Origin of the sequence: Vibrio sp. SG41-7, assembly GCF_014164465.1 — a bacterium.
Taxonomy (GTDB): Bacteria; Pseudomonadota; Gammaproteobacteria; order Enterobacterales; family Vibrionaceae; genus Vibrio; species Vibrio splendidus.
The window spans coordinates 19,418-41,817 of sequence record NZ_JACJFF010000032.1 but is presented as its reverse complement, the minus strand read 5'-3'; the positions used below and the strand labels follow the sequence as shown (position 1 = coordinate 41,817).

15 protein-coding genes and 1 pseudogene are annotated in these 22,400 nt (G+C 45.7%); 9 read left to right on the top strand and 7 right to left on the bottom strand.

The features are described from left to right. The first annotated feature begins 245 nt into the window (after positions 1 to 245). The 7 genes and pseudogenes from uraH to H5300_RS11015 all read left to right on the top strand — a co-directional run bounded on the left by uraH (position 246) and on the right by H5300_RS11015 (position 11,553). The gene (uraH, locus tag H5300_RS11045) at positions 246 to 599 is read left to right on the top strand and encodes a hydroxyisourate hydrolase (RefSeq protein WP_017083063.1); all 354 of its coding nucleotides are present in this window, start codon (positions 246 to 248) and stop codon (positions 597 to 599) included. Positions 600 to 845: 246 nt separating this feature from the next. Further along, positions 846 to 2,189 (top strand): NCS2 family permease, encoded by a 1,344-nt coding sequence (locus H5300_RS11040; RefSeq protein ID WP_017061593.1) that lies wholly within the window; start codon positions 846 to 848, stop codon positions 2,187 to 2,189. 217 nt (positions 2,190 to 2,406) lie between these two features. Then, entirely contained in the window at positions 2,407 to 3,858 is a 1,452-nt protein-coding gene (locus H5300_RS11035) for a nucleobase:cation symporter-2 family protein (RefSeq protein WP_182795983.1), read from the top strand. A gap of 177 nt (positions 3,859 to 4,035) precedes the next feature. Beyond that, on the top strand, positions 4,036 to 5,400 hold the full coding sequence (locus H5300_RS11030; protein WP_182795982.1) for an 8-oxoguanine deaminase: 1,365 nt from the start codon (positions 4,036 to 4,038) through the stop codon (positions 5,398 to 5,400). Between the two features lie 610 nt (positions 5,401 to 6,010). Beyond that, positions 6,011 to 7,417 (top strand): IS66 family transposase, encoded by a 1,407-nt coding sequence (gene tnpC / locus H5300_RS11025; protein ID WP_182795981.1) that lies wholly within the window; start codon positions 6,011 to 6,013, stop codon positions 7,415 to 7,417. A 301-nt stretch (positions 7,418 to 7,718) separates the two neighbouring features. Further along, positions 7,719 to 8,957 (top strand): alpha-xenorhabdolysin family binary toxin subunit A, encoded by a 1,239-nt coding sequence (locus H5300_RS11020; RefSeq protein ID WP_182795980.1) that lies wholly within the window; start codon positions 7,719 to 7,721, stop codon positions 8,955 to 8,957. A gap of 200 nt (positions 8,958 to 9,157) precedes the next feature. Further along, a pseudogene (locus H5300_RS11015) lies at positions 9,158 to 11,553 on the top strand (hypothetical protein). Positions 11,554 to 11,742: 189 nt separating this feature from the next. On the opposite strand, the gene H5300_RS11010 reads toward H5300_RS11015, so the two are convergent. From H5300_RS11010 to gcl, 6 genes are all read right to left on the bottom strand, one after another. Continuing rightward, a complete protein-coding gene (locus H5300_RS11010) occupies positions 11,743 to 13,179 on the bottom strand; it encodes an amidohydrolase (RefSeq protein ID WP_182795979.1) in 1,437 nt (478 codons plus the stop codon). Between the two features lie 259 nt (positions 13,180 to 13,438). Beyond that, positions 13,439 to 14,047 carry a TetR/AcrR family transcriptional regulator gene (locus tag H5300_RS11005; protein ID WP_019826185.1) on the bottom strand — a complete coding sequence of 203 codons (609 nt, stop codon included), beginning with the start codon at positions 14,045 to 14,047 and terminating at the stop codon, positions 13,439 to 13,441. Positions 14,048 to 14,210: 163 nt separating this feature from the next. Further along, a complete protein-coding gene (locus tag H5300_RS11000; protein WP_182795978.1) occupies positions 14,211 to 15,521 on the bottom strand; it encodes a glycerate kinase in 1,311 nt (436 codons plus the stop codon). Between the two features lie 187 nt (positions 15,522 to 15,708). Then, positions 15,709 to 16,605, bottom strand: a complete 897-nt coding sequence (locus tag H5300_RS10995) for a 2-hydroxy-3-oxopropionate reductase (protein ID WP_017076971.1) — start codon at positions 16,603 to 16,605, stop codon at positions 15,709 to 15,711. 37 nt (positions 16,606 to 16,642) lie between these two features. Then, entirely contained in the window at positions 16,643 to 17,419 is a 777-nt protein-coding gene (hyi, locus tag H5300_RS10990) for a hydroxypyruvate isomerase (RefSeq protein ID WP_017075254.1), read from the bottom strand. Positions 17,420 to 17,535: 116 nt separating this feature from the next. After that, on the bottom strand, positions 17,536 to 19,308 hold the full coding sequence (gene gcl / locus H5300_RS10985; protein ID WP_102490995.1) for a glyoxylate carboligase: 1,773 nt from the start codon (positions 19,306 to 19,308) through the stop codon (positions 17,536 to 17,538). Between the two features lie 313 nt (positions 19,309 to 19,621). Between gcl and aceB the strand changes: the two genes are divergently transcribed. Together aceB and H5300_RS10975 are read left to right on the top strand one after the other, a co-directional pair. Further along, on the top strand, positions 19,622 to 21,247 hold the full coding sequence (aceB, locus tag H5300_RS10980) for a malate synthase A (protein ID WP_182795977.1): 1,626 nt from the start codon (positions 19,622 to 19,624) through the stop codon (positions 21,245 to 21,247). Positions 21,248 to 21,349: 102 nt separating this feature from the next. Beyond that, complete coding sequence (locus H5300_RS10975) at positions 21,350 to 21,790, top strand: heme-binding protein (protein ID WP_004732837.1); 441 nt, start codon at positions 21,350 to 21,352, stop codon at positions 21,788 to 21,790. Between the two features lie 156 nt (positions 21,791 to 21,946). Here H5300_RS10975 and H5300_RS10970 read toward each other — a convergent pair whose 3' ends face one another. Continuing rightward, entirely contained in the window at positions 21,947 to 22,396 is a 450-nt protein-coding gene (locus H5300_RS10970; protein WP_182795976.1) for a DoxX family protein, read from the bottom strand. Positions 22,397 to 22,400: the final 4 nt, after the last annotated feature.

Genomic DNA, 22,400 nt, shown 5'->3' with positions numbered 1-22,400 from the left:
GCACTATTTACAATTAAAAACAAAAACTTAACAAAACAAAAACTCACCAAAAAACGATAATCAAGATCTATAAAGTCAGAAAAAACGACACAATAGTTAACATTTTTCCAACAATTAGCTTTACTAATTGTGTACAGTTCGTACATAGTTAGTGATAACAAAGTGACCAGTTGCATTCTTTGCAAGGTCGAAACAGACAGATAAACCACGGAACAGAGGAGCGCCAAAAGCGCTATTAAAGGACTATGGGAAGATTAACAACACACGTATTAGACACGACTCACGGCTTACCGGGTGCAGAGATCAAGGTAGAGCTTTATAAGGTCAATGAAGACTCAACAGAAAAGTTGGCGACGGTAATTACTAACTCCGATGGCCGAACCGATGCGCCGATTCTGGCAGGGAATGATTTCCGACCGGGGAAATATCAATTGGTGTTTTACGTAGCCGATTACTACAGAAGTAAAGGCGTGGAATTGGATGGCGTGCCTTTCCTAGACGATGTTGTTATTCGCTTTGGTCTAGATGATCCAGAAGCGCATTATCACGTTCCTCTTCTCGTCTCGCCTTACAGTTTCTCAACCTATCGGGGCAGTTAGTCTCGTGACCTAGAGCTTCTAACTAGGCTCACCGACAAATATTAAGCAGATTAGTGCGTGCATCTAAAATGATGCGCGCTCATTAAACACGCTCATATAAAAATACTAATAACGTTATTAGTTAGAGAGTTGATGACTAATCAACTGATAGCTAAAGAAATAGCGGCTAGGAAAAAACCTTAAAACTTAATATTGAAATCTCGCTGTATTCAATAAATGGATCACAACATAAAAGGACTTGCTGACATGAGTGAGAGTAAAACAGAAATACTCAACCAAGATGCGAATAACGGAATTTTAGAGAAACTCTTTAAAATTAAGGCCCACGGAAGCAGTGTGAAAAATGAGTTGGTCGGCGGTGTCACCACCTTCGCAACCATGGCTTACATCATATTCGTTAACCCACAAATTATGGCCGCATCGGGTATGGATGCAGGAGCGGTATTCGTCGCAACTTGTATTGGTGCAGCTATCGGTTGTTTGTTAATGGGGTTATTTGCGAACTGGCCTGTCGGCCTTGCGCCGGGCATGGGCTTGAATGCCTTCTTCTCGTTCACGGTAGTAAGCGAAATGGGCTACAGCTGGGAAGTGGCACTGGGTGCGGTGTTTATCTCAGGTATCTTGTTCGTCGGGATGAGCTTCTACAAAGTTCGCCAATGGATCATTGAAAGTATCCCTGTGAGTTTACGTTACTCCATGACTGCGGGCGTTGGTTTGTTCTTAGGTCTAATTGGTCTTAAAACAGCAGGTATCGTCGTCGAAAACCCAGCAACACTGGTATCATTAGGTGACTTCACTAAACCTGAAGCGCTACTGGCCGCTATCGCGTTCCTTATCATCGCGGTTCTCAGTGAACGCAAAGTGTTTGGTGCGGTGCTAATCGGTATTTTGAGTGTAACTCTGGTCGGCATGATGCTTGGCTTAGTGCATTACAACGGCTTCTTCGCAGCTCCACCAAGCTTAGCGCCTACGTTCCTAAAAATGGACATTATGGGCGCTCTCGATGTTTCAATGATCAGCGTTATCTTAGCTTTCCTTTTTGTAAACATGTTCGATACCGCGGGTACTTTGATGGGCGTGGCCGAGCGTGCAAACCTAACTAACCCTGAAACAGGAAAAATTGAAGGCCTAAGCAAAGCGCTGAAAGCCGACAGTATCTCAAGTGTGGCAGGTGCGTGTGTGGGTTGTCCGCCAGTAACCAGTTACGTAGAAAGTGCAGCGGGCGTTGCAGCAGGCGCACGAACAGGCCTATCTGCGATTGTGGTTGGTGTGTTGTTCTTAGCGGCGATTTTCCTATCTCCACTTGCTGGCATGATCCCCGCTTACGCAACCTCTGGCGCGTTAATTTACGTAGCGTTCGTGATGATGAGCAGCATGCAGCACGTGGATTGGAAAGACTTCACCAACGGTGCTCCCGCAGCCATTACAGCGTTAATGATGCCTCTGACCTTCTCTATCGCGAATGGTATCGCACTGGGTTTCATTACCTACACAGTGCTGAAACTGGCGACAGGTAAAACAAAAGACGTCTCGATTTCGATGTACTTCTTAGCGGCTATTTTTGTCGCGAAGCTCGTGTTCATCGGTTAATCAACCAACGTAACTATCGCTTGGCTTGTTCGCAGGCCGAGCTATCAAGACACATGCTAGAACAACATTTTTAAGAAAAAGCTAATTGTACTAATCAGCGGAACACACAAATATCAGCTCGGTTAGTGCACCTTTTTTATGACCCTACGCAGTTTGTAGAAGTCATTATTTGACCGCCAGTCGCCTGTAAACGGAAACACAGGCAGAGGAATATCAAATGAAACTTCTGTACACCCTAAATGAAAGACCGCCTCACGGCTTAACCTTCCTACTCGCATTACAGCACATGCTCGCCTCGATTGGTGGCATCGTCGCTGTTCCCCTTATTGTCGGCGCGTCAATTGGCCTACCTAACACCGAGATCGTTTCGCTGATCAATGCTGCGCTGCTGGCGTCAGGTATTGTGACCGTCGCTCAATGTCTCGGTTTTGGCCCTGTTGGCATTCGACTGCCCGTGGTGATGGGTTCGAGCTTTGCCTTTTTGGGCGTAGCCATTTCAATCGGTAACGAAGGTGGCGTCGCCGCGATCATGGGCTCAGCGCTTATCGGCTCGTTCGTGGTGATTGGTGCCAGCTTCTATATGGACAAGGTTAGGAAACTGTTCCCAACCGTGGTAAGTGGTGTAGTGGTTACCTTAATCGGCTTAACCATTTTACCGGTTGCCATGAACTGGGTCGGAGACTCTCCTGCCAACACAGAACAATTCGCCACGCTGCCAAAGCTGTTTCTAGCACTGATCTCTTTGGGGATTGTGGTTGGCGTATCGGTTTACTGTAAAGGCGCGGTTGCCGCTTCGGCCATCGTGATTGGTTTAGCGGGCGGTTACATTGTGGCGCTATCACTCGGCATGGTCGACCTTGAGCAAATCAGCTCTGCCGCTTGGGTTGGCGGACCTGAGCCCTTCAAATATGGCTTTACCTTTTCTGCGAGTGCCATCATCAGTATGAGCTTGGTGTACATCGTGGTTATCGCCGAAGCTACGGGTGATTTCATGGCATTAGGCAACAACTGCCAAACCCAAGTCAGCGGTAAAGACTTAAAACGTGGTCTATTGGGCGATGGCCTTGGCAGTACCTTATCTTCGATTTTAACGGCAATGCCACTGGCATCGTTCAGTCAAAACGTCGGCATTGTAGGCATCACAGGGGTAGCAAGTCGCTATGTAGTGGCTGCAACCGGTGGTTTACTAATTTTAGGCGGTTTATTCCCGAAATTAGCCGCTATTGCCGTCACGATTCCGAAACCTGTTCTAGGTGGTGTGGGTTTTGTGATGTTCGGAATGATTGCCTACGCGGGTATCCGCATGTTGATCAAGGCCGCAGACACCAAGCGAAATGCCTTGGTAATCTGTGTTGGTTTAGCGTCTGGCTTAGCCGTCACTTTCGAACCAAGGTTGCTGCAACACTTGCCGCATGACCTTGCGAACTTTCTTCACTCTGGCATTACAACAGGCACCATCATGACGGTTCTTCTAAACCTTGTGTTGCCGAAATCTTCACGCGCAGAAGAGCAAGAAGCGTTAGCCGAGAGCCAAGCGCAAGTTGAGCTAGAAATGAAAGAGCAAGCTGAAGAAGAACGACACTCAGACGAGCAATTAGATATTCAACAAGCAAGCACAGAAGCAGATGTTCAAGCGGCTTCAGAAAAACCTGAGCCCAAAGCGAACTGACTAGCTAACTCTCGAACTAACTGGTTCATTAACTAATGTAAAACCGATTTCCGTAGGGTCAGGGCTGATTAGAGCATTGAACGTTTTAACGCCCTGATTCGAATTTATCTTTCAACAGCAAATACCAATAAAGACCCTCTTCCCTGAAAAGGCTGAGATGGCTAAGGACTACTATGAATGGAAACCATCTGGATTAAGAATCCTCTCGCAATCTACACTGGCTCGCTGGCTGATGCAGAAGGCGGTATTGTCATTAAAGGTAATAAGATCATTGAGCTGGTTGGCAAACACAAAGAACCGACCTTACCCGTAGATTACAGCGTCGACGCCTCTCGTCATGTTGTGACTCCTGGGCTTATCAATGCGCACCACCACTTCTATCAAACCCTAACGCGTGCCTACCCCTGCGCACTGAATAAAGAACTCTTCCATTGGCTACAAAGCCTCTATCCAGTTTGGGCCAACCTCGATTCGGAGATGATGAGCCTTGCCACAGAGTTAGCTCTGGTTGAGTTGATGATGTCGGGCTGTACCACAGCGTCAGACCACCATTACTTGCTGCCAAACGGACTAGAGCACGCCATCGATTTACAAGTCGAGGCGGCAGAGAAACTAGGTGTAAGAGCAATATTTACGCGCGGCTCCATGAGCCTAGGGGAAGATGAAGGTGGGCTACCTCCACGACACACCATTCAAACCGAACAAACCATTATAGATGACAGCCAACGCTTGATTCGCGATTACCACCAGCGCGATGAAGGGGCGATGATTCAAATCGCACTCGCGCCTTGTTCGCCGTTCTCGGTCACCACCGATCTAATGAAAGAGACCGCTAAGATCAGTGAGCGTGAGAACGTGATGATGCACACTCACCTATGCGAAACGCTCGATGAAGAGGACTTCTGTATCGAGAAGTTCGGTCTACGCCCTGTCGATTACCTAGAAGATGTGGGCTGGCTGAATGAACGCACTTGGCTTGCACACGGCATTCACTTCAATCCAGAAGAGATCAAACGATTGGGCAAAGCAGGCATTGGCATCAGCCACTGCCCGACGTCCAACATGATGCTGGCTTCCGGTATTTGTAAGAACAACGACCTTGAAGCCGCTGGCGTTAAAGTCGGGCTAGGTGTTGATGGTTCGGCCTCCAATGACGGCTCGAACATGATTGCAGAAGTGCGCATGGCGATGTACTTACAGCGCCTGCAGTATGGCTCTGCCAACGTTTCACACTTCGACGCACTGCGCTGGGCAACGTCAGGCTCAGCACGCGCAATGGGTAGAACGGATATCGGTACACTAGAAGTCGGAAAACAAGCCGACATCGCGATGTTCAAACTCGATGATATTCGTTTCTCTGGTAGCCACGATCCACTGGCTGCATTACTACTTTGTGGTGCTCAACAAGCGGATAAAGTGATGGTAGCCGGAAAATGGCGAGTTAACGATGGTGCCGTGATTGGCGTAGACATGGAGCAACTGATGCACCGCCACCATGCTGCCGCCATGAAGCTCGGTAAGCTGGCGATGAATAACAACTAACTAAGACACTTGCCCATCAAACACTGCAAGCAGAAGTGAGTGGTTTTGATGGGCAAACACCCAGAACATCCTAAAGATTCGAAAATATCGCAAACATTCTAAAACCCTATGAACATGATGTCCTCTCAACCTACGTATCCATCTATTTCCTTAAATAATTCCAGATTTAATAAATCCAAAACAATGTCATTAATTAAAGAGAATCTAATTTAACTTCATCTAATATAATTTCCACTAATAAAACACTCGCTAATAAAAAGCCACTAACAGAAACTTTCCTTAATATAAAACCCGTACATTATTTGGCACAGATCAAATTTAAAACGCTCGTTCTATTTATATATTCAACAGGTTAATCAACAGATTTAGTAATAATGGAAATCATGAGGATAATTATACTTTTATCACTTATCGCATTTATGAATAGAATAAAAACCTCTCGAGACCTTTCCATACCTAGCCTGACAAAAGGCACAAGAGTAGTGATTTAAATATCATTAAATTCAAGTAACTATTCACCCGCGAGGCCTTGACACTAAAGTTATGTGACCGGGTTAACTTGATCCCACATTCAACTTGAGTGATCTTTTTTCGGTGGCAATCTGGAGGTATGAATAAGAAAACATTACCACCTCCGCCAGATTTCGATTCGCCTGAAGAAGCGAAAGATATCATCCATTTTTTATGGAATAAGTTGGCTGAACTTGAAGACCGACTAAATCAAAATAGTCGAAACTCTTCTGTGCCACCATCACAGCAGCCTTTGCATAATAAAGCTAAGAATACTTCACCTAATCGGAAGAAATCAGGAAAAAAGCAAGGAGCTCAACCAGGTCATAAAGGCCATCGCCGACTGCTTCACCCCGTTGAAGACAGTGCCTCGGTTGAGCAATACTTACCAAACAAGACATGCCATTGCGGTGGCTGTGTTGTTCCAAATCGACATCCCTACAAACGACATCAAATCTTCGATTTGCCTGATATTTCGTACACACTTATTGAGCATCAAGTCTTTAAAGGCGAGTGCTCATGGTGTGGTGATAAGCATCAAGCGGAGCTTTCAGAGTATGTGCCTGATGTTCAAATGGGGCCAAATCTACATAGCTTTATCGCAATCCAAGCAACCCAGCACCACCAAAGCATAGGTAAAATACAATCTATGTTGAAAGATGTCTTCCAACTTAACTTCTCAACAGGTGCAATCTCTGCGGCACAAGGGCGAGTCACGGAATACTTAGCCGGTACGCATGCTCAAATCCATGAAACAGTCAAAGCATCTAAACTGATTATGGCTGATGAGACTTCGCATCAGCGCAATAAGGATAAAAGCTGGATGTGGGCCGCACTAAGCAATGATGTCGCCTTTTTCCAAATTAACAGCGGAAGAAGCCAACATGCTGCCAAACGACTACTTGGTGAAGCGGTTTTACACCTTTTAGTGACGGATCAATATTCTGCCTACAAATATATCGACGAATCTAAGCGGCAATTATGCTGGGCTCACATATTAAGGAACGTCATTGCAATCGAGGAGAGCGTTTGTCCTGAAAACCAAAAAATCGGAGAAAAACTCGCTTTAATCGCTCATAGCGTATTCAGGTGTCACCACCGGTATATCGAAGGAAAAATTACCGAAAGCCAGTATTACCGCCGACTCCGGCGGTTACGAAAGAGCTGGCTTCATTGGCTCAAATTGGGCAGTTATCAATGCTCAAAACGATATCGAGGTAGATGTCGAAACCTCATCGCTGATGACACTATGGTCTGGCGTTTTATGGATGACTCCAAGTGCCCGTTAACAAACAACGCTGCAGAGCGAGTCCTGCGTAATTATATATTGATGAGAAAGTGCTGTTACGTGACTCGCTCATATCGAGGAGATCTGTTCCGTGAGCGAATGTTCTCACTGATAGAAACCGCCAAGCTTCAGAAAATCTCAGCTTATAAGTGGCTGCGTAAAATCGTCGAACACCATATGCTTAAAGAGGATTATCAGACGCCAGTATTCTTAGCATAAACCGACGTCAATAGCTCGCGGGTGAATAGTTACAAATTCAATAGATCAACAATCAATCAATATGAATCCAAATATGTGATCTAAATAGAACTTTTAATTATAAATCTACTATAGATTGACCGAATCTTATAAAAACAAAAAACACATTAAAGGGGTCTATTTTAAAAACAAAAAAATAATTATAAGAATAACAATATAAAACTATTCAATAACCCTTCATAAATATTTAAAAATGCCATCGAATGGTAGGGGGATTATTGTCTTTGTAAAAAGCTAATAACAAATCTAACAGGGCTAAACGATGAAAAAAATCACTAAAACACTCGTACTATCTTCGATTTCAATTGGGCTACTTTCTTCTTTTGCTTTCACTTCTCAAGCAGCGCCAGTTCAAGTTAACCAAGCGTCAGCTGAACAAAACATACCTCAAGTCACCTACGATACGATAATCGGTGAGAATGGCGTCTTTATTGATTTAGATACCGACAACTTTATTCTCAAACAGCAAGAGTGGTATCAGATCCAAGCCTATGTCGAAGGTGCTTTAGCACTGCCTGTGACAGAAGCCAGTATGAAGTCGACTTTAAGTATTCCTAACGACATTCCTTTCTCTAATTTTCAAGCACTGGTCGAGCAATACTCAAACATTCACGATACTGCCTTTTATTGGAAAAAAGACCTTTACCCAAGCATCGTTGGCCTTTCATTGAGCTTGGCCAATTACGCACAAATTAAAGACTACATGCTCACCCCTTTGAGCGATGCTTTGAATGAAATGTTGGCCAAAGCATTCTCGCCACTGCCGGAAGATATAGAAGCAGTAGAACGCAACAGAAAAATGGCGATTGCTTACCTAAAAAGCCTGCAGAACTTTTCGATGAAATACCAACAAGAAGTGTCTGACGTTGGCGGAAGCCTATTGGAATTTTCAGCCACACTGGACACGCAAAAATTGCAGCTAGATGTGTTGGAAGGTACCCATAACGATTATCTAAGCGATGATGGCAGTGCGCTTCAGCAACGAGTGAATGACATCAATGCACGTATCACTCAACTCAACAAAGATTACACTCACTACGTTACGGTCGCCTCTACCGCAGTGACTTATGCTTGGTTCCCTCTGGTTGCAGGGCCAATTATGGGCGTCTACGGCGATAAAGCAGAAAAAGCACGCAAACTTCGTAACGAATTACAAAACGAAGTAAAAGAGCTTCAAGAGCAGTTAACTTACACGCAAAAAATATATAACTCTTATCATCGCTCTTCGGAGAGTATCGAGATAATTTCTCAGCAAATTGAAAATGCGATTCCACATATTAATAAGCTGAAACTGAATTGGCAGAAAATGAATGCCGACTTCACTTCACTGCTCGTTGCACTAGAACAAGCTCAAGATAATGCCGATATCATGAGAGACGATACCATGCTTGGTGCGATAGGCGCTCTTGCGAATACAACAGTTGCAGAAAGTAACTGGAGTAATATTAGTGAGAAAGCAAAAGCGTTCGCAAACAATGCATATATCCAAAAAATGGATTAGTCCCTATACCTATCGAAAAGTAGCGCGACAGATAAAATCGACGCTATATACAGAAACGCTATACACAGCAACGAAACTGCTAAAAATATAACAAGATAGCCAAATTACCTTCCGAATAAGAAGCCTCACCTTAAGCAAATTAAGGTGGCGGCTTCTGCTACCCAAAATTTGGTGACTACTAATTTCGACAGGACATAAATATGAGACTTCTACCTATTATTATTTCTCTTTCATTTCTCCACAGGCTTTTTCTAGCGACTGGCTTGAACTGAACAATTTACCCAATTCAACCGAATACCCAACCTGGGTTCAATCTGCCTATTCCGATGTTGGCGTCTTATCGCGTTCAACATCCGATTTACACATCAACCTAAGTGACTGGATTGCAGAGCAGAACCTCTATGTCACTAAGCCTTCAAAAGTTGTCATTTTTGCAGATACGATTGAGGTTCCAGAAAACTTCAACTTGCTCGTAAATAACCAAAATATCCTGATTTTTGCACGCAAAATCGTTGGTCAAGGCACGCCGACATTTGTGCTAGGACAACAAGGCTCTGCTGCCTCAATTTCTGTGATTGCGGGCGAGATAGAGACACCGATTAATGTGCTCGCTTTCCAAAGCGATGGCAGCATTACACGAGACGCTCTAACAGGGAAAATCGGTGATGGCGAATCCGTTGTCTTAGCAGGAGAGCACTACCGAAGAACCACCATCGACTCGAACATCACAGGGCAAATGAAATTGGCTTCTGAGCCTTTTACAGACATTGTTAATCGTTCTTTTGATATGGCTGCTAGCTTGTTCGATACCAACCCAGAGCTTAGCCTCGACCTCATCAACTGGGTTGAACAGAGCTTACGTTACTCAGGTTCAGTGGTAGAAGAGGATCCAATCCTTTCAGACCTTTACTTGCAAACCGTCGCGTTCAAACAATTCATTAGCTTCAGTACCAAAGAGAGCCACTATGTGCCTTATCTCGATAAGGTGTTGTACCAAGATAAATACGAAGCGTATCTGAAAGCGATGGTCGCGTATCAAGCTCAATGGAACATTATTCAAGATAGAAACACGGTCATTGAAGACAAGATTGAAGCGGCTAAGTTAGCGCTCGCTAACATCGAAGACGTTCTTCGCGCTCAAAGCTCGATTATCACACAAACCCAATCCAACATAGACAAGATAGGCGATAGCCTGACCGAGGTAGATAGCCAATACAAAGCTCAGGAGTTAGTGACTCTCGATGCAAGAACGACTTATCTAGTTGGCGTAGAGAATTGGAAAACCCAGCAGCAACTCAACGCAGCTTTGGCGATTTTCAAAGCAATAGCCGAGATTGGCAGTGCAGTGAGCGGCGTGTTCACAGGCAACCTTTCAGGGGTCAATGACCTAACCGAGCAATTGGCTAAAACCCCAGAAGCATTAGAAAAAGCGAAAAACCTCGTCACCAATATCAAGTCTGTCACGGGCATTATTGATAGCGTCACCAAAACGATTTCTGGTATCTCTCAGCTCACCGCGGATATTAAATCAACCATCAAGTTCCAGAAGATATCCGAAGCGATGGATGGCTTTAACTTCAACATCCCAACCATCAATGAAAGCAACCTAGCGTGGGATCTGATGATCACCGAGATCCGCAGCAACTTAAGATATGCCGATAGCTTAGGCATTAAAGGGACGAGACAGTACTTACTTGAGCTTGAGAAACAGGTGCTTCTGGGTAAGGCAATTAACATCACCCAGCTTAACTTTGCTCAGGAACAAGCAAAGCTGGTCGACTTGTTGTTAACCAATAACATAACCATCAATCAACAGCAAAGACTGAATGATGCAATTGGGGGTTATCAGATAGATACCGACAACTTCGATTCGATTGAACGTGAACTGTCGAGAGTGTTGATGCACTTCAAACGTCCAATGTACGTTGCTTTATCTAACTATGTTCAGGCATACGAATATTGGGCATTGAAGCCAAGCGAGATCACGCCTTCTCTCAACAAAAGCTACTTGGACTACCAATTTGATTTGGCGTCCATCGAAAGTGAGTATGTGAATGCTCTGTCTTCTTTCCAACCCGCGCCACAAGATTTCACCATCGATAACTACACCATTTCCAGCCCAGAACAACTCGAAAGCTTTGCAACAACCGGACAGCTCAACTTCTCTATTCCATTAGAGCAAGTCCAACTCTGTTCGTTTGACCGCGTTAGGCTATCCACGGTACGAGTGTTCTTAGAGGGTGAAAACTTACCTTATGGCAAGCAACTCAACCTGCGTGTCTCCAGCTCAGGCAACTATGCCGATCGATACGAAAATCAAGATTACCAGTTCAGCTCTAACCCCGTGTCACGCGCGTTCTACTATCGCATAGATGATCCAACTACCAACGACATCAGCATCATTAGCGATGGCGCCGTAGCGAATAAGTTCGAATACGCGTACTTCCAGCCCACCCCATTCACTTCATGGAATGTCACGCTTAACAACTTTGATAAAACCGAGCAAGCGAACAACCAGTATCTAAAAGATATCGAACAGATTCGCGTCGAATTCTTAGGTAGCGGTATCCCTAATGGCAATAGTTGCTCTAATTAGTTAAGTGCTACTTTAATTAATCAAGATCTTCTCTAACTAACCAAGTGCAACCTCAATTAACCAAGTGTTGCTGTCATCCAAAGAACTGAGGTTCAAGGAGTAAGGTTCTGGAGAGAGTTCGTAACAAAATAAGGCCGACATGATGTCGGCCTTGTTACTTCTATTCGATTTTGGAATCCGATTTACTTCCTAATCCATCAAGCTCTTAGATTTAATCGCCTTCTTTGAAAGCTCTTTGGCAAACGCTTTGATATCTGTTTCAAACTCATCGACACTTTGGCGGATTTCATCCAGTTGAACCGTCTGCATCACGCGGTTCTCCATCACGACTTGGCCGTTAACGATAGTGGTGTCGATGTTGCTTGGATTCGCTTGGTAAACCAGTGTCGCGTATGGGTCGTAATTAGGCATCATGTTCGCCGATTGTGTTTCTACAATCACGATGTCTGCTTTCTTACCCACTTCAAGAGAACCAATTTGGTCTTCCATGTGTAGGGCTTTCGCGCCACCTAAGGTTGCCATTTCAATCACTTGCTCAGGGATCATAATGGTGCGGTCTGAATGCTTTAAGCGCTGCATGTTAGCTGCGTAACTTAGAGTACGCATGATATCGACTTGGTTTGAGCTCATTGGGCCGTCAGTTCCTAAGCCAATGCGCATGTCGGCACGGTACATCTCCCAAGCAGGTGCAATGCCTGTCGCGCCTTTAGCGTTCGCCATTGGATTGTATGAGATACCCGCGTCAGCTTGTTTCAGTAGCTTTTGGTCGTTTTCTGAAAGGTGGATACCGTGAGCAATCACTACGCGCTCGTCTAGCACACCGATTTCATCCATGTATTCAACTGGCGATGTCGCTTTGGTTTCGTCTTTGATGCGCTTTTCTTCATTCGGGAATTCAGCAACGTGAATCAACACGGGTACATCGTATTGAGCCGACAGTTTATTAATTTCTTGCAGCTTATCTTTACTCACGGTGTACACCGCGTGTGGTGCATAAGCAGGTGTGATTAACTCGTCGCTTTTGTATTGCTCAATAAAGCCTTTGGCATACTCAATCCCACCGTAAGGTTCTTTAGCATCGACCACCGGGAACTTAATCACGGTTTCGCCGAGCACGGCGCGCAAGCCAACTTCTTTGGTCGCCTTGGCCATTTCGTCCATGTGGTAATACATGTCGGCATAAGTGGTTACACCGCTTTGTGCCAATTCGATAGAGCCAAGCTTAGTTGCGTTGTAAATCAGTTCACGGCTTAGCTTTTCGGCTTCTAGAGGGAAGAAGTAAGCGAACAAGCGGTTCGAAATACCCTCTTCCCCTAAGCCACGAAACGCAATCATAGGTAAATGGTTGTGCGCGTTCACCATGCCTGGCATAACGATTCCGTCTTGAGCATCAATCACCTTTTCAGCGCGATATTGAGTGATCAAATCCTCGTTACCAACTGCGATAATCTGGTCGTTTTTCACTACCACAACGCCATCTTCAATCACATCCATTTCAGAGTTGATGGTGAGAACCTGTCCGTTGGTGATGATCAGATCAGCGTTGTATGTTTGCGTCGCGACCGTTGAACCGCAGCCTGCCAGTAGAACTGCGCTGATGGTGCATGCCAAGCTTTTAAGCGTCATTGCTAAACCTATATGTTGTGCGTGTAATAAATATAGAAGTCTAATATTAGCTTCTAGCTTTGATAAAAATGAGGGAATTGAATTTTTGCCGATACTATAACGCTAACTTTAAATAAAATGGCATACCTAACCGAGCCAAATTCAAGATAAATAAGTTATTGCACAACAGGTCACAAAAGTAGCTTTGCACATATGCTCACTCACACGCACAAACAAAAAAGGCCTGCAATCGCAGACCCAAAAAAACGTTCAAATAACGTTAGCTTTTCACACCGCACCCTTTAATCACCAACTGGGTGATGAATTCAGCGGCATCTTCATAGTCTTTATCATCGAGCTGATCTTTCTGCATCACGCTGCAAATCTGCCAGCCAAAATCAGCATAGGTTTGGGTGGCTGCCCAGATGGTGAACATTAAATGATGTGCAGGAACATCGTCCATTAGACCTTGCGCCGACCATGTCGAGAACTTATCAAGAATCATCTGGGATTGCTTATACAGCTCATCGCCAATCTCTTTCGGCAGCACTTTCGCGCCAGACATCACTTCATTGGCAAACACTTTAGAGGCATGTGGATGGTCGCGAGAAATGATCAGCTTGGTTTGAATATATTGAGATAGGGCTTCAACAGGATCGCTGAGCTCTTCAATTGGACGAGACGCTTCCAGTAATGGCTGAGTGACGGTTTCTAAAACGGCATTGTAGAGCTTATCTTTTGAGCTGAAGTAATAGAATACGTTGGGTTTGGGAATGTCGGCCGCTTTCGCGATATCGGCCATTTTTGTTGCGGCATAACCATGAGTAGCGAATTGTTCACACGCGACTTCGATGATTAAATCTTGATTCTTTTGTCTGATCCTAGACATATTGCATCCTTTACAGCTCGTTACTAAAATCATAGTAATCAACGTGCTTCATTAGTCCAGAAGATAATCTCAGAACTCAAGGTCACCGCATTGATAACAATAAAATGGCCGCTCTATTTGTTAAGAAGCGACCATTCCATACCGTGTTTTTGAACTGTTCAAGTTAAAGAATCAATATTGCTCTGAAGTCATTCACATTGGTCAGCGTTGGTCCCGTGGTAAGAAGCACATCGACTTGCTTGAAAAAGTCGTAGCTATTGTTGGCATCGAGGTAGTCTTGCGCCTTAAGCGACAGGCTCGAACCTTGTTGCCATGTTTGAGGCGTGATCCACGCACCTGCATTATCTTCAACACCATCAATCCCGTCAGTATCGGCAGCTAATGCAAATATGTTGTCTTGTCCCTTAAGCTCGTTATACAAGCTCAACAAGAACTCACAGTTACGCCCACCGCGACCATTCCCTTTAACGGTTACTGTGGTTTCGCCACCGGAAAGTATCACGCAAGGCGTCTCAAATGGGTGCTTGTGATTGGCCACTTGCTTAGCCAGCGCTGCATGAACCTTCGCCACTTCTCGCGCTTCTCCCTCTATGCAATCACTCAACACATAAGCCGGAATACCTAAGCCTTCAGCTTCTGCTGCAGCGGATTCCAATGCCGACATCGGGGTGGCGATAATATGGTGCTCCGCGTTCTTCCAACAGGCATCATCTGGCTTAATGGTCTCTGACTCTGGATTATTTAGCCATTCAAATGCCGAGCGTGGTGTTTCTATTTGATAACGTTCTAAAATGGCCATCGCATCAAAACGCGTGGTGGTGTCGGGTACGGTTGGGCCCGATGCAATCACACTGATGTCATCACCCGGCACGTCCGAAATCGCCAGTGACACAACTCTTGCTGGATACGCAGCTTTGGCGAGTCGACCACCTTTTATCGAAGATAGATGTTTGCGCACACAGTTCATCTCATCAATGGCGGCGCCTGATTTAAGCAGCGCCTTATTGATTTGTTGCTTCTCTGCTAGGCTGATGTCACCACCGGGTAAGCTTAATAGTGCAGAGCCGCCACCCGACAATAGACAAATAACCGTGTCGTCAGCGCTCAAGCCACTCACCAATTGCAGCATACGTTGGCTCACTTCTAAGCCCATCGCATCTGGCACGGGGTGCGCAGCTTCAATCACTTCGATATGTTCGCAAGGGGCGGTGTGTTCGTAGCGGGTCACGACTAAGCCTTCAAGATCACGCAGTGCGAGATCTTGCTGTTGTTTAACTTGCCAGACGGCTTCGAGCTCAGCGGCCATCGACGCGGCTGCTTTACCTGCTCCTATAACGACAGTTCGCCCAGCTTGGTTAGCAGAGCGATAAAAAATGTCTTTAGGAAGAAAAGGTTCGATGTGATTTTTAGGTAGCGCCTGATTAACAGCACTTGAGAAAAGGGTTTGCAGAAACTGCTTAGCATCAATGTCCATCAGCCACTCCTTAGTTGACGGAGAAAAAAAGAACCCCGATACAAGGCCAAAGGGTGCCTGCTAAGATCAAGTTGGAAAGGAACAACTTCAACCTCTGCCTCGTATCAGGAACGCGTATAAAAGGAGACGAAACTACGCGATTTATAAACAAACTGTTGGGCTACGCATCGATAGCAGCCCTAATTAATTAACGAATCGAGTGGTCAGAACGTTTCTCAATCGCTTGGATAAGCGCAGAGTGGTCCCAACCTTCACCGCCCATTTCGGCGCACTCGCCAAATAGCTCTTGAGCGTTAGCCGTATTCGGTAGTGCGACACCTAATTCTTGTGCGCCCGTTAGCGCAAGATTCAGGTCTTTCTGGTGAAGTGAGATTCTAAAGCCAGGGTCGAATGTGCCTTCAACCATACGCTCACCGTGCACTTCCAAGATCTTAGAGTTAGCAAAACCGCCTAGTAGCGCCTGACGCACGCGTGCTGGATCAGCGCCTGCTTTCGAAGCAAAGACTAACGCCTCAGACACGGCTTCGATATTCAGAGCAACAATGATTTGGTTTGCGACCTTACAGGTTTGACCCGCACCGTTGTCGCCTACTAGCGTGATGTTCTTACCCATGATTTCGAACAGAGGACGAGCTTTATCAAACGCGTCTTGCTCACCGCCCACCATGATAGTCAGCGCTGCATTAATCGCGCCTACTTCACCGCCCGAAACCGGAGCATCAAGGTATGACGCGCCGCCTTCGTTAATTCGCGCTGCAATTGCTTTGGTCGCGATAGGTGAGATAGAACTCATATCGATAACCAGTTTTCCAGCTGCACCGCCCGCAGTTAGACCTTTCTCGACGCCGTTGTCACCAAACAGGACATCTTCAACTTGTGGTGTATTCGGCACCATTAAGATAACGATATCTGCTGCTTCAGCCGCTTCCGCTGGTGAATGACAGACCGTTGCGCCCGCTGCCACAAGATCGGCAGGTGCTGCATTAAAGTGGTCCGACAGAATCAAATCGTGACCTGCTTTTTGAAGGTTGCTCGCCATAGGTTTACCCATGATGCCAGTTCCGATAAATGCAATTTTAGACATGTTGTTCTCCTTAACGTTTGAGGGTTACCAGACGCAATTAACGGTACTGGTGCAGCCAACCAAGGCCTTCTGTCGTCGTTGTTTTTGGCTTGTATTCGCAGCCAACCCAGCCTTGATAACCAAGCTCATCAAGATAATTGAGCACGAATGGGTAATTGATTTCTCCGGTACCCGGTTCGTGTCGGCCTGGATTATCCGCCAGTTGAACGTGTGCGATTTGACCAATATTTTGTTGCATGGTCGGCGTTAGATCGCCTTCCATAATTTGCATGTGATAAATATCGTATTGGATAGAAAGGTTATCGCTCCCTACCTCTTTAATGATCGCTTTGGCTTGCTCTGTGGTGTTCAAGAAGAAGCCCGGAATATCACGGGTGTTGATCGCTTCTATCACTAAGCTGATTCCTTCTGCTGCTAGCGCGTTCGCCGCGTAATGCAGGTTAATCACAAACGCCGATTGCGCGTCTTGTTGAGTGACACCTTGCGGAACAATCCCCGCCAAGCAATTCACTTGAGTACAACCGAGCGCTTTTGCGTAAGCGATGGCTTTAGGTACACCCGCTTGAAATTCTTCAACTCGTGCTGGGTCGACCGCGATACCACGATCGCCAGCATCCCAATCACCCGCAGGCAGGTTGAATAGCACTTGCTCTAAGTTGTTAGCATCGAGCTTTGCTTTGATTGCCTGAGCATCAAAGGCGTAAGGAAAAAGATATTCCACACCTTGAAAACCCGCTTCTGCGGCGGCTTCAAAGCGATCCATAAAATCAACTTCCGTGAATAACATTGACAAGTTTGCTGCAAATTTTGCCATGACTCTGTCCTTATTCTTTATTTGGTGAAACGATGACTGTCTAGTCAAGCCTCGCTCAATTGCAGGCTTTTCCGTAGAGCTAAACCTCAGCTCTACGGATACACATGACTTAATGATTACTTGTACGCTAGCGCCGTTGGGGCATCGCCGCGACTTTCGGCAAGTGGCTCAAACTCGTTGATGGCATTGATCTCAACGCCCATTGCTATGTTAGTTACTCGCTCAAGAATCAGCTCAACAACCACTGGTACCTTATGCTTGTTCATCAGCTCTTTGGCTTGCTCAAACGCAGCGGCAATTTGGTCTGGTTCACGAACTCGAATTGCCTTACAGCCTAGGCCTTCAACAACGGCAACATGGTCAACACCGTAGCCTTCAAGCTCTGGCGCATTCTGGTTATCAAACGCCAGTTGTACACAATAGTCGATATCAAATTGGCGCTGTGCTTGGCGAATCAAACCTAAGTACGAGTTGTTCACCAACACATGAATGTATGGCAGGTTGAATTGCGCGCCAACGGCCAGTTCTTCGATCATGAATTGGAAATCGTAGTCACCAGAGATAGCAACGATATCGCGATCTGGATCGGCCGCTCGTACACCTAATGCGGCTGGTGTTGTCCAACCCAATGGGCCAGCCTGACCACAGTTGATCCAGTTACGCGGCTTATAAACATGCAGGAACTGAGCGGCAGCGATTTGCGACAAACCAATGGTGCTCACATAGCAAGTGTCACGGCCAAATGCCTTGTTCATCTCTTCATAAACACGCATCGGTTTCATTGGTGCTTCATCGAAATTGGTTTTACGCAGCATGGTCGATTTGCGTTCCTGACACTCGCTTGCCCAAGCATTTCGGTTCGGCAGTTTGCCAGCGTCACGCCACTCTTGCGCCACTTCAACCATCAGCTCTAGCGCTGCTTTCGCATCAGAGACAATGCCTAAATCTGGGCAGAACACGCGACCGATTTGGGTCGGTTCAATATCAACGTGAACAAACTTTCGGCCTTCGGTGTAAACATCGACAGAGCCGGTATGACGGTTTGCCCATCGGTTACCGACACCAAACACAAAGTCAGAGTTGAGCATGGTTTCGTTACCGTAACGGTGGGAAGTTTGTAGCCCTACCATGCCTGCCATTAATTCATGATCATCTGGGATCGAGCCCCAACCCATCAAGGTTGGAATCACAGGAACTCCGGTGATTTCTGCAAACTGTTGGAGCAATTCAGATGCGCCAGCGTTAATCACGCCACCACCCGATACAATCAGCGGTTTTTCAGATTGAGACATCATGGTTAATGCTTTCTCAACCTGCGCGCGGGTTGCTTGCGGTTTGTAAGGTTCTAGCGGTTCATAGGTATCGATATCAAACTCAATCTCAGCCAGCTGAACATCAATCGGTAGATCAATCAGGATTGGACCCGGGCGACCCGAACGCATTAAATGAAAGGCTTTTTGGAATGCGCGTGGCACTTGTGCAGGTTCCAGCACCGTGGTTGCCCATTTAGTGACTGGTTTAGCGATAGATTCAATGTCGACCGCTTGGAAATCTTCTTTATGAAGACGAGCACGGGGCGCTTGGCCTGTGATACATAGAATTGGAATCGAATCAGCAGACGCAGAATAAAGACCCGTGATCATGTCCGTTCCCGCAGGACCAGAAGTACCAATACACACACCTATATTGCCTTGATTAGTACGCGTGTACCCTTCAGCCATATGGGATGCACCCTCTACGTGACGAGCTAAGACGTGGTCGATTCCTCCGAGCTTTTTCATAGCCGCATACATAGGGTTTATTGCTGCGCCGGGAACACCAAATGCGATGTCTACACCTTCACGTTTAAGCACTTCTACCGCTGCTTCAATCGCTTTCATAATTGCCATTCGAACCTCCAGTTCAGATTGTATACAATTAAACTAACTTTTGTGTACTATGAACCATCCTCACTATTTATCAACCCCAGAATGAAACAATTTTGTTACATCAACCCATCACATTAAGTACGCACTTGCCCTGAAAAGCTTACAATTCATTGCTTTACATAAAATATCTTTACGTAAAAATAAATTACAAAAAGATCAAATGATAAATAAATGTTAAATACTGTTTGCTTGTTTACAATTTCTACAATATAAATACCCTTAAAAAGAGCATTTTGTATACAAAGTGACATCGTATTGTTTAAAGGAGACGACAATGATGAATGACGTAAAAGAGAGAGAAGAAGTACAATGTATGCAGGTACTTGGGAATATGGACAACTCCGAGTACAAAGAGATCTTGTCTAAAGATGCATTAAAATTCTTAGAAGCTCTCGTCAATAAGTTTGGAGATCGCCGTCATGCCCTGCTAAGTGACCGCGACGTAAAACAAGCTCAATATGACGAGGGTGAGTTACCCAATTTTAGAAAAGACACCATTTCCATTCGCCAGAATAAAGAGTGGAAAGTGGCGACACCGCCACCAGAGCTGCTCGATCGCCGAGTAGAGATCACCGGGCCTATCGAAAGAAAGATGGTGATCAACGCACTAAACTCAGGCGCGAAAGTCTTCATGTGCTGCTTTGAAGATGCGTCTTCCCCGACTTGGGCCAATATGGTCGAAGGGCAAATCAACCTAAGAGACGCCAACCTTGGCACCATTAGCCATTTCGATGAGAAGAAGCAGAAGCGTTACCAATTAAACGACGATCCCGCACTGCTGATCGCACGCCCGCGAGGGATCCACCTTCCTGAGCAATCCATCCAATTCAACAATCAGCCTATCGGCGGTTGCTTGATGGACTTCGCCTTGTACTTTTTCCACAACTATCAATCACGTGCACAACAAGGTTTAGGCGTTTACTACTACATTCCAAAACTTGAAAGCATGGAAGAAGCACAGTGGTGGGACGATATTTTCAGCTTCACCGAACACTATTTCCATGTGCCCAAAGGCACCATTCGCGCGACAGTATTGATCGAAACGCTACCAGCCGTGTTCCAGATGGAAGAGATCTTGTATGCAATGCGTGATCATATCGTAGCGATGAACTGTGGCCGTTGGGATTACATCTTCAGCTATATCAAAACGCTGAAGAACCATAAAGACCGCATCCTGCCAGATCGTCACGGGATCGGTATGGATCAAGAATTCCTCAACGCCTATAGCCAACTGTTGGTACGCACTTGTCATGCTCGCGGCGCACTAGCAATGGGTGGCATGTCAGCCTTTATTCCAGCGAAAGATCCGCAAGAGATGGCGTGTGTCACCGCCAAGGTTATCGAAGATAAGCAGAGAGAATCTCAAAACGGACACGATGGCACATGGGTTGCGCACCCTGCACTGGTTGATTTGGCAATGTCGATCTTTGATAAGCACCTTGATGGCAAAGTAAACCAAATGGACTTCCAAAGCCCAGAGCATGTGATCAATGCAGACTCGTTGCTAAAACCTTGTGAAGGCAGCCGCGACGAAGCAGGAGTACGTAAAAATATCCGTATTGCACTGTATTACATCGAAGCATGGATTCAAGGCTATGGTTGTGTACCTATCTACGGCCTTATGGAAGATGCCGCGACCGCTGAGATATCGAGAGCCAATATTTGGCAATGGATCCACCACGGGGTAACACTCGATGATGGCCAAACCTTTACCAAATCACTATTCCACTCTTGGCTTTACCAAGAGCTAGACACCATAAAATATGAAGTCGGAGACTCGCGCTATGCAGCAGGTCGATTTGAAGAGACAGCTGATCTTTTCTATCAACTTTCTACAGCCGATGAGTTCGCTGCCTTCCTAACTTTACCCAGCTATGGGCTGTTACAAGAGTCCAGTTAGGACTCTTGTACCGAACTGAATCAGTCAATGATGCTCACCAACAAGAGTCATGATTGGCTGACTTAGCTTGGTACACGGCCCCTTGAAAAACTAGGAGATAACATGGGAAGTTTGACTCTACAACAAGCGTTAACCATCATTGATGGCACCTTACAAGCAGGAAACAAGATCCACACTGAGCCTTTGACGGTCGCCGTCTTAGACAGCGGTGGCAAGCTGATTTCTTTGCAACGTCAAGACGGCTCTAGCATGATGCGACCAGATATCGCGATCGCTAAAGCGTGGGGGGCACTCGCACTGGGTTGTTCCTCTAGAAAACTCGCCCAAGATGCTGACAACCGTCCAGCATTCATCTCCGCCGTAAACGTGCTGGCACACGGAAACATGGTACCAGTTCCAGGGGGGCTACTGATTCGAGATAAGGATAAAACGGTACTTGGTGCAATTGGGGTCAGCGGTGACATTTCAGACATTGATGAAAGCTGCGCCATTAATGGTATTGGCTGCGCAGAACTGTTCAGTGACGAGATGCTGCAAGCTTAATCCGTCACTTAGCACCATATTTAAAACAAACCATACTGAAAACATTACTTTAAATTCTGATTCAGGAACAAAAAAACCGAAGCGATTAGGCTTCGGTTTTTTATTCATAAGTTGCGCCAACAACACTAACGAATAAACTGCGATTGGACAAAAACACTAACGAACAAAAGCCATTAAGCGCGTCCATTTAGCGTCTTCCTTCAGCTTGTTAGACAACCAGTAATCAACACTAAACGACCCTGCGCCAAGTACCGCTAACGCCAGATATCCACCAGCAACTGAGACGTTTTTGTAGAAGTGAATCATTTGCCCCGACGAACTTGGATCGAAGTGAAACATAACACCAGAAACCAAAGAGAAAAACGCAATCGAAAACGCAATCGAAAACGCAGTAAAGCGAGTCATGAATCCAGCTAGAATCGCAAGCCCACCACCAAGTTCAAGTAAGATAACCAAAGGTAATAAGTAAGCGCTGACTCCTTGAGAAGCCATGTATCCCGCCGTTCCTTCATAGCTAAATAGCTTTCCCCAACCCGCTTGAATAAACAAGTAAGCCAATAAAATACGAGCGAAAAAAGTCAGTGTGTCGTTCAATCTAGTGTTCATAGTT

Excerpts from the sequence above, each read along its gene's own strand:
- hyi (WP_017075254.1), bottom strand. The coding sequence starts at position 17,419 with ATGGCAAAATTTGCAGCAAACTTGTCAATGTTATTCACGGAAGTTGAT.
- H5300_RS10995 (WP_017076971.1), bottom strand. The coding sequence starts at position 16,605 with ATGTCTAAAATTGCATTTATCGGAACTGGCATCATGGGTAAACCTATG.
- aceB (WP_182795977.1), top strand. The coding sequence starts at position 19,622 with ATGATGAATGACGTAAAAGAGAGAGAAGAAGTACAATGTATGCAGGTA.
- gcl (WP_102490995.1), bottom strand. The coding sequence starts at position 19,308 with ATGGCAATTATGAAAGCGATTGAAGCAGCGGTAGAAGTGCTTAAACGT.
- H5300_RS11000 (WP_182795978.1), bottom strand. The coding sequence starts at position 15,521 with ATGGACATTGATGCTAAGCAGTTTCTGCAAACCCTTTTCTCAAGTGCT.
- tnpC (WP_182795981.1), top strand. The coding sequence starts at position 6,011 with ATGAATAAGAAAACATTACCACCTCCGCCAGATTTCGATTCGCCTGAA.
- H5300_RS11005 (WP_019826185.1), bottom strand. The coding sequence starts at position 14,047 with ATGTCTAGGATCAGACAAAAGAATCAAGATTTAATCATCGAAGTCGCG.
- H5300_RS11010 (WP_182795979.1), bottom strand. The coding sequence starts at position 13,179 with ATGACGCTTAAAAGCTTGGCATGCACCATCAGCGCAGTTCTACTGGCA.
- H5300_RS11020 (WP_182795980.1), top strand. The coding sequence starts at position 7,719 with ATGAAAAAAATCACTAAAACACTCGTACTATCTTCGATTTCAATTGGG.
- H5300_RS11030 (WP_182795982.1), top strand. The coding sequence starts at position 4,036 with ATGGAAACCATCTGGATTAAGAATCCTCTCGCAATCTACACTGGCTCG.
- H5300_RS11040 (WP_017061593.1), top strand. The coding sequence starts at position 846 with ATGAGTGAGAGTAAAACAGAAATACTCAACCAAGATGCGAATAACGGA.
- H5300_RS10970 (WP_182795976.1), bottom strand. The coding sequence starts at position 22,396 with ATGAACACTAGATTGAACGACACACTGACTTTTTTCGCTCGTATTTTA.
- H5300_RS11035 (WP_182795983.1), top strand. The coding sequence starts at position 2,407 with ATGAAACTTCTGTACACCCTAAATGAAAGACCGCCTCACGGCTTAACC.
- uraH (WP_017083063.1), top strand. The coding sequence starts at position 246 with ATGGGAAGATTAACAACACACGTATTAGACACGACTCACGGCTTACCG.
- H5300_RS10975 (WP_004732837.1), top strand. The coding sequence starts at position 21,350 with ATGGGAAGTTTGACTCTACAACAAGCGTTAACCATCATTGATGGCACC.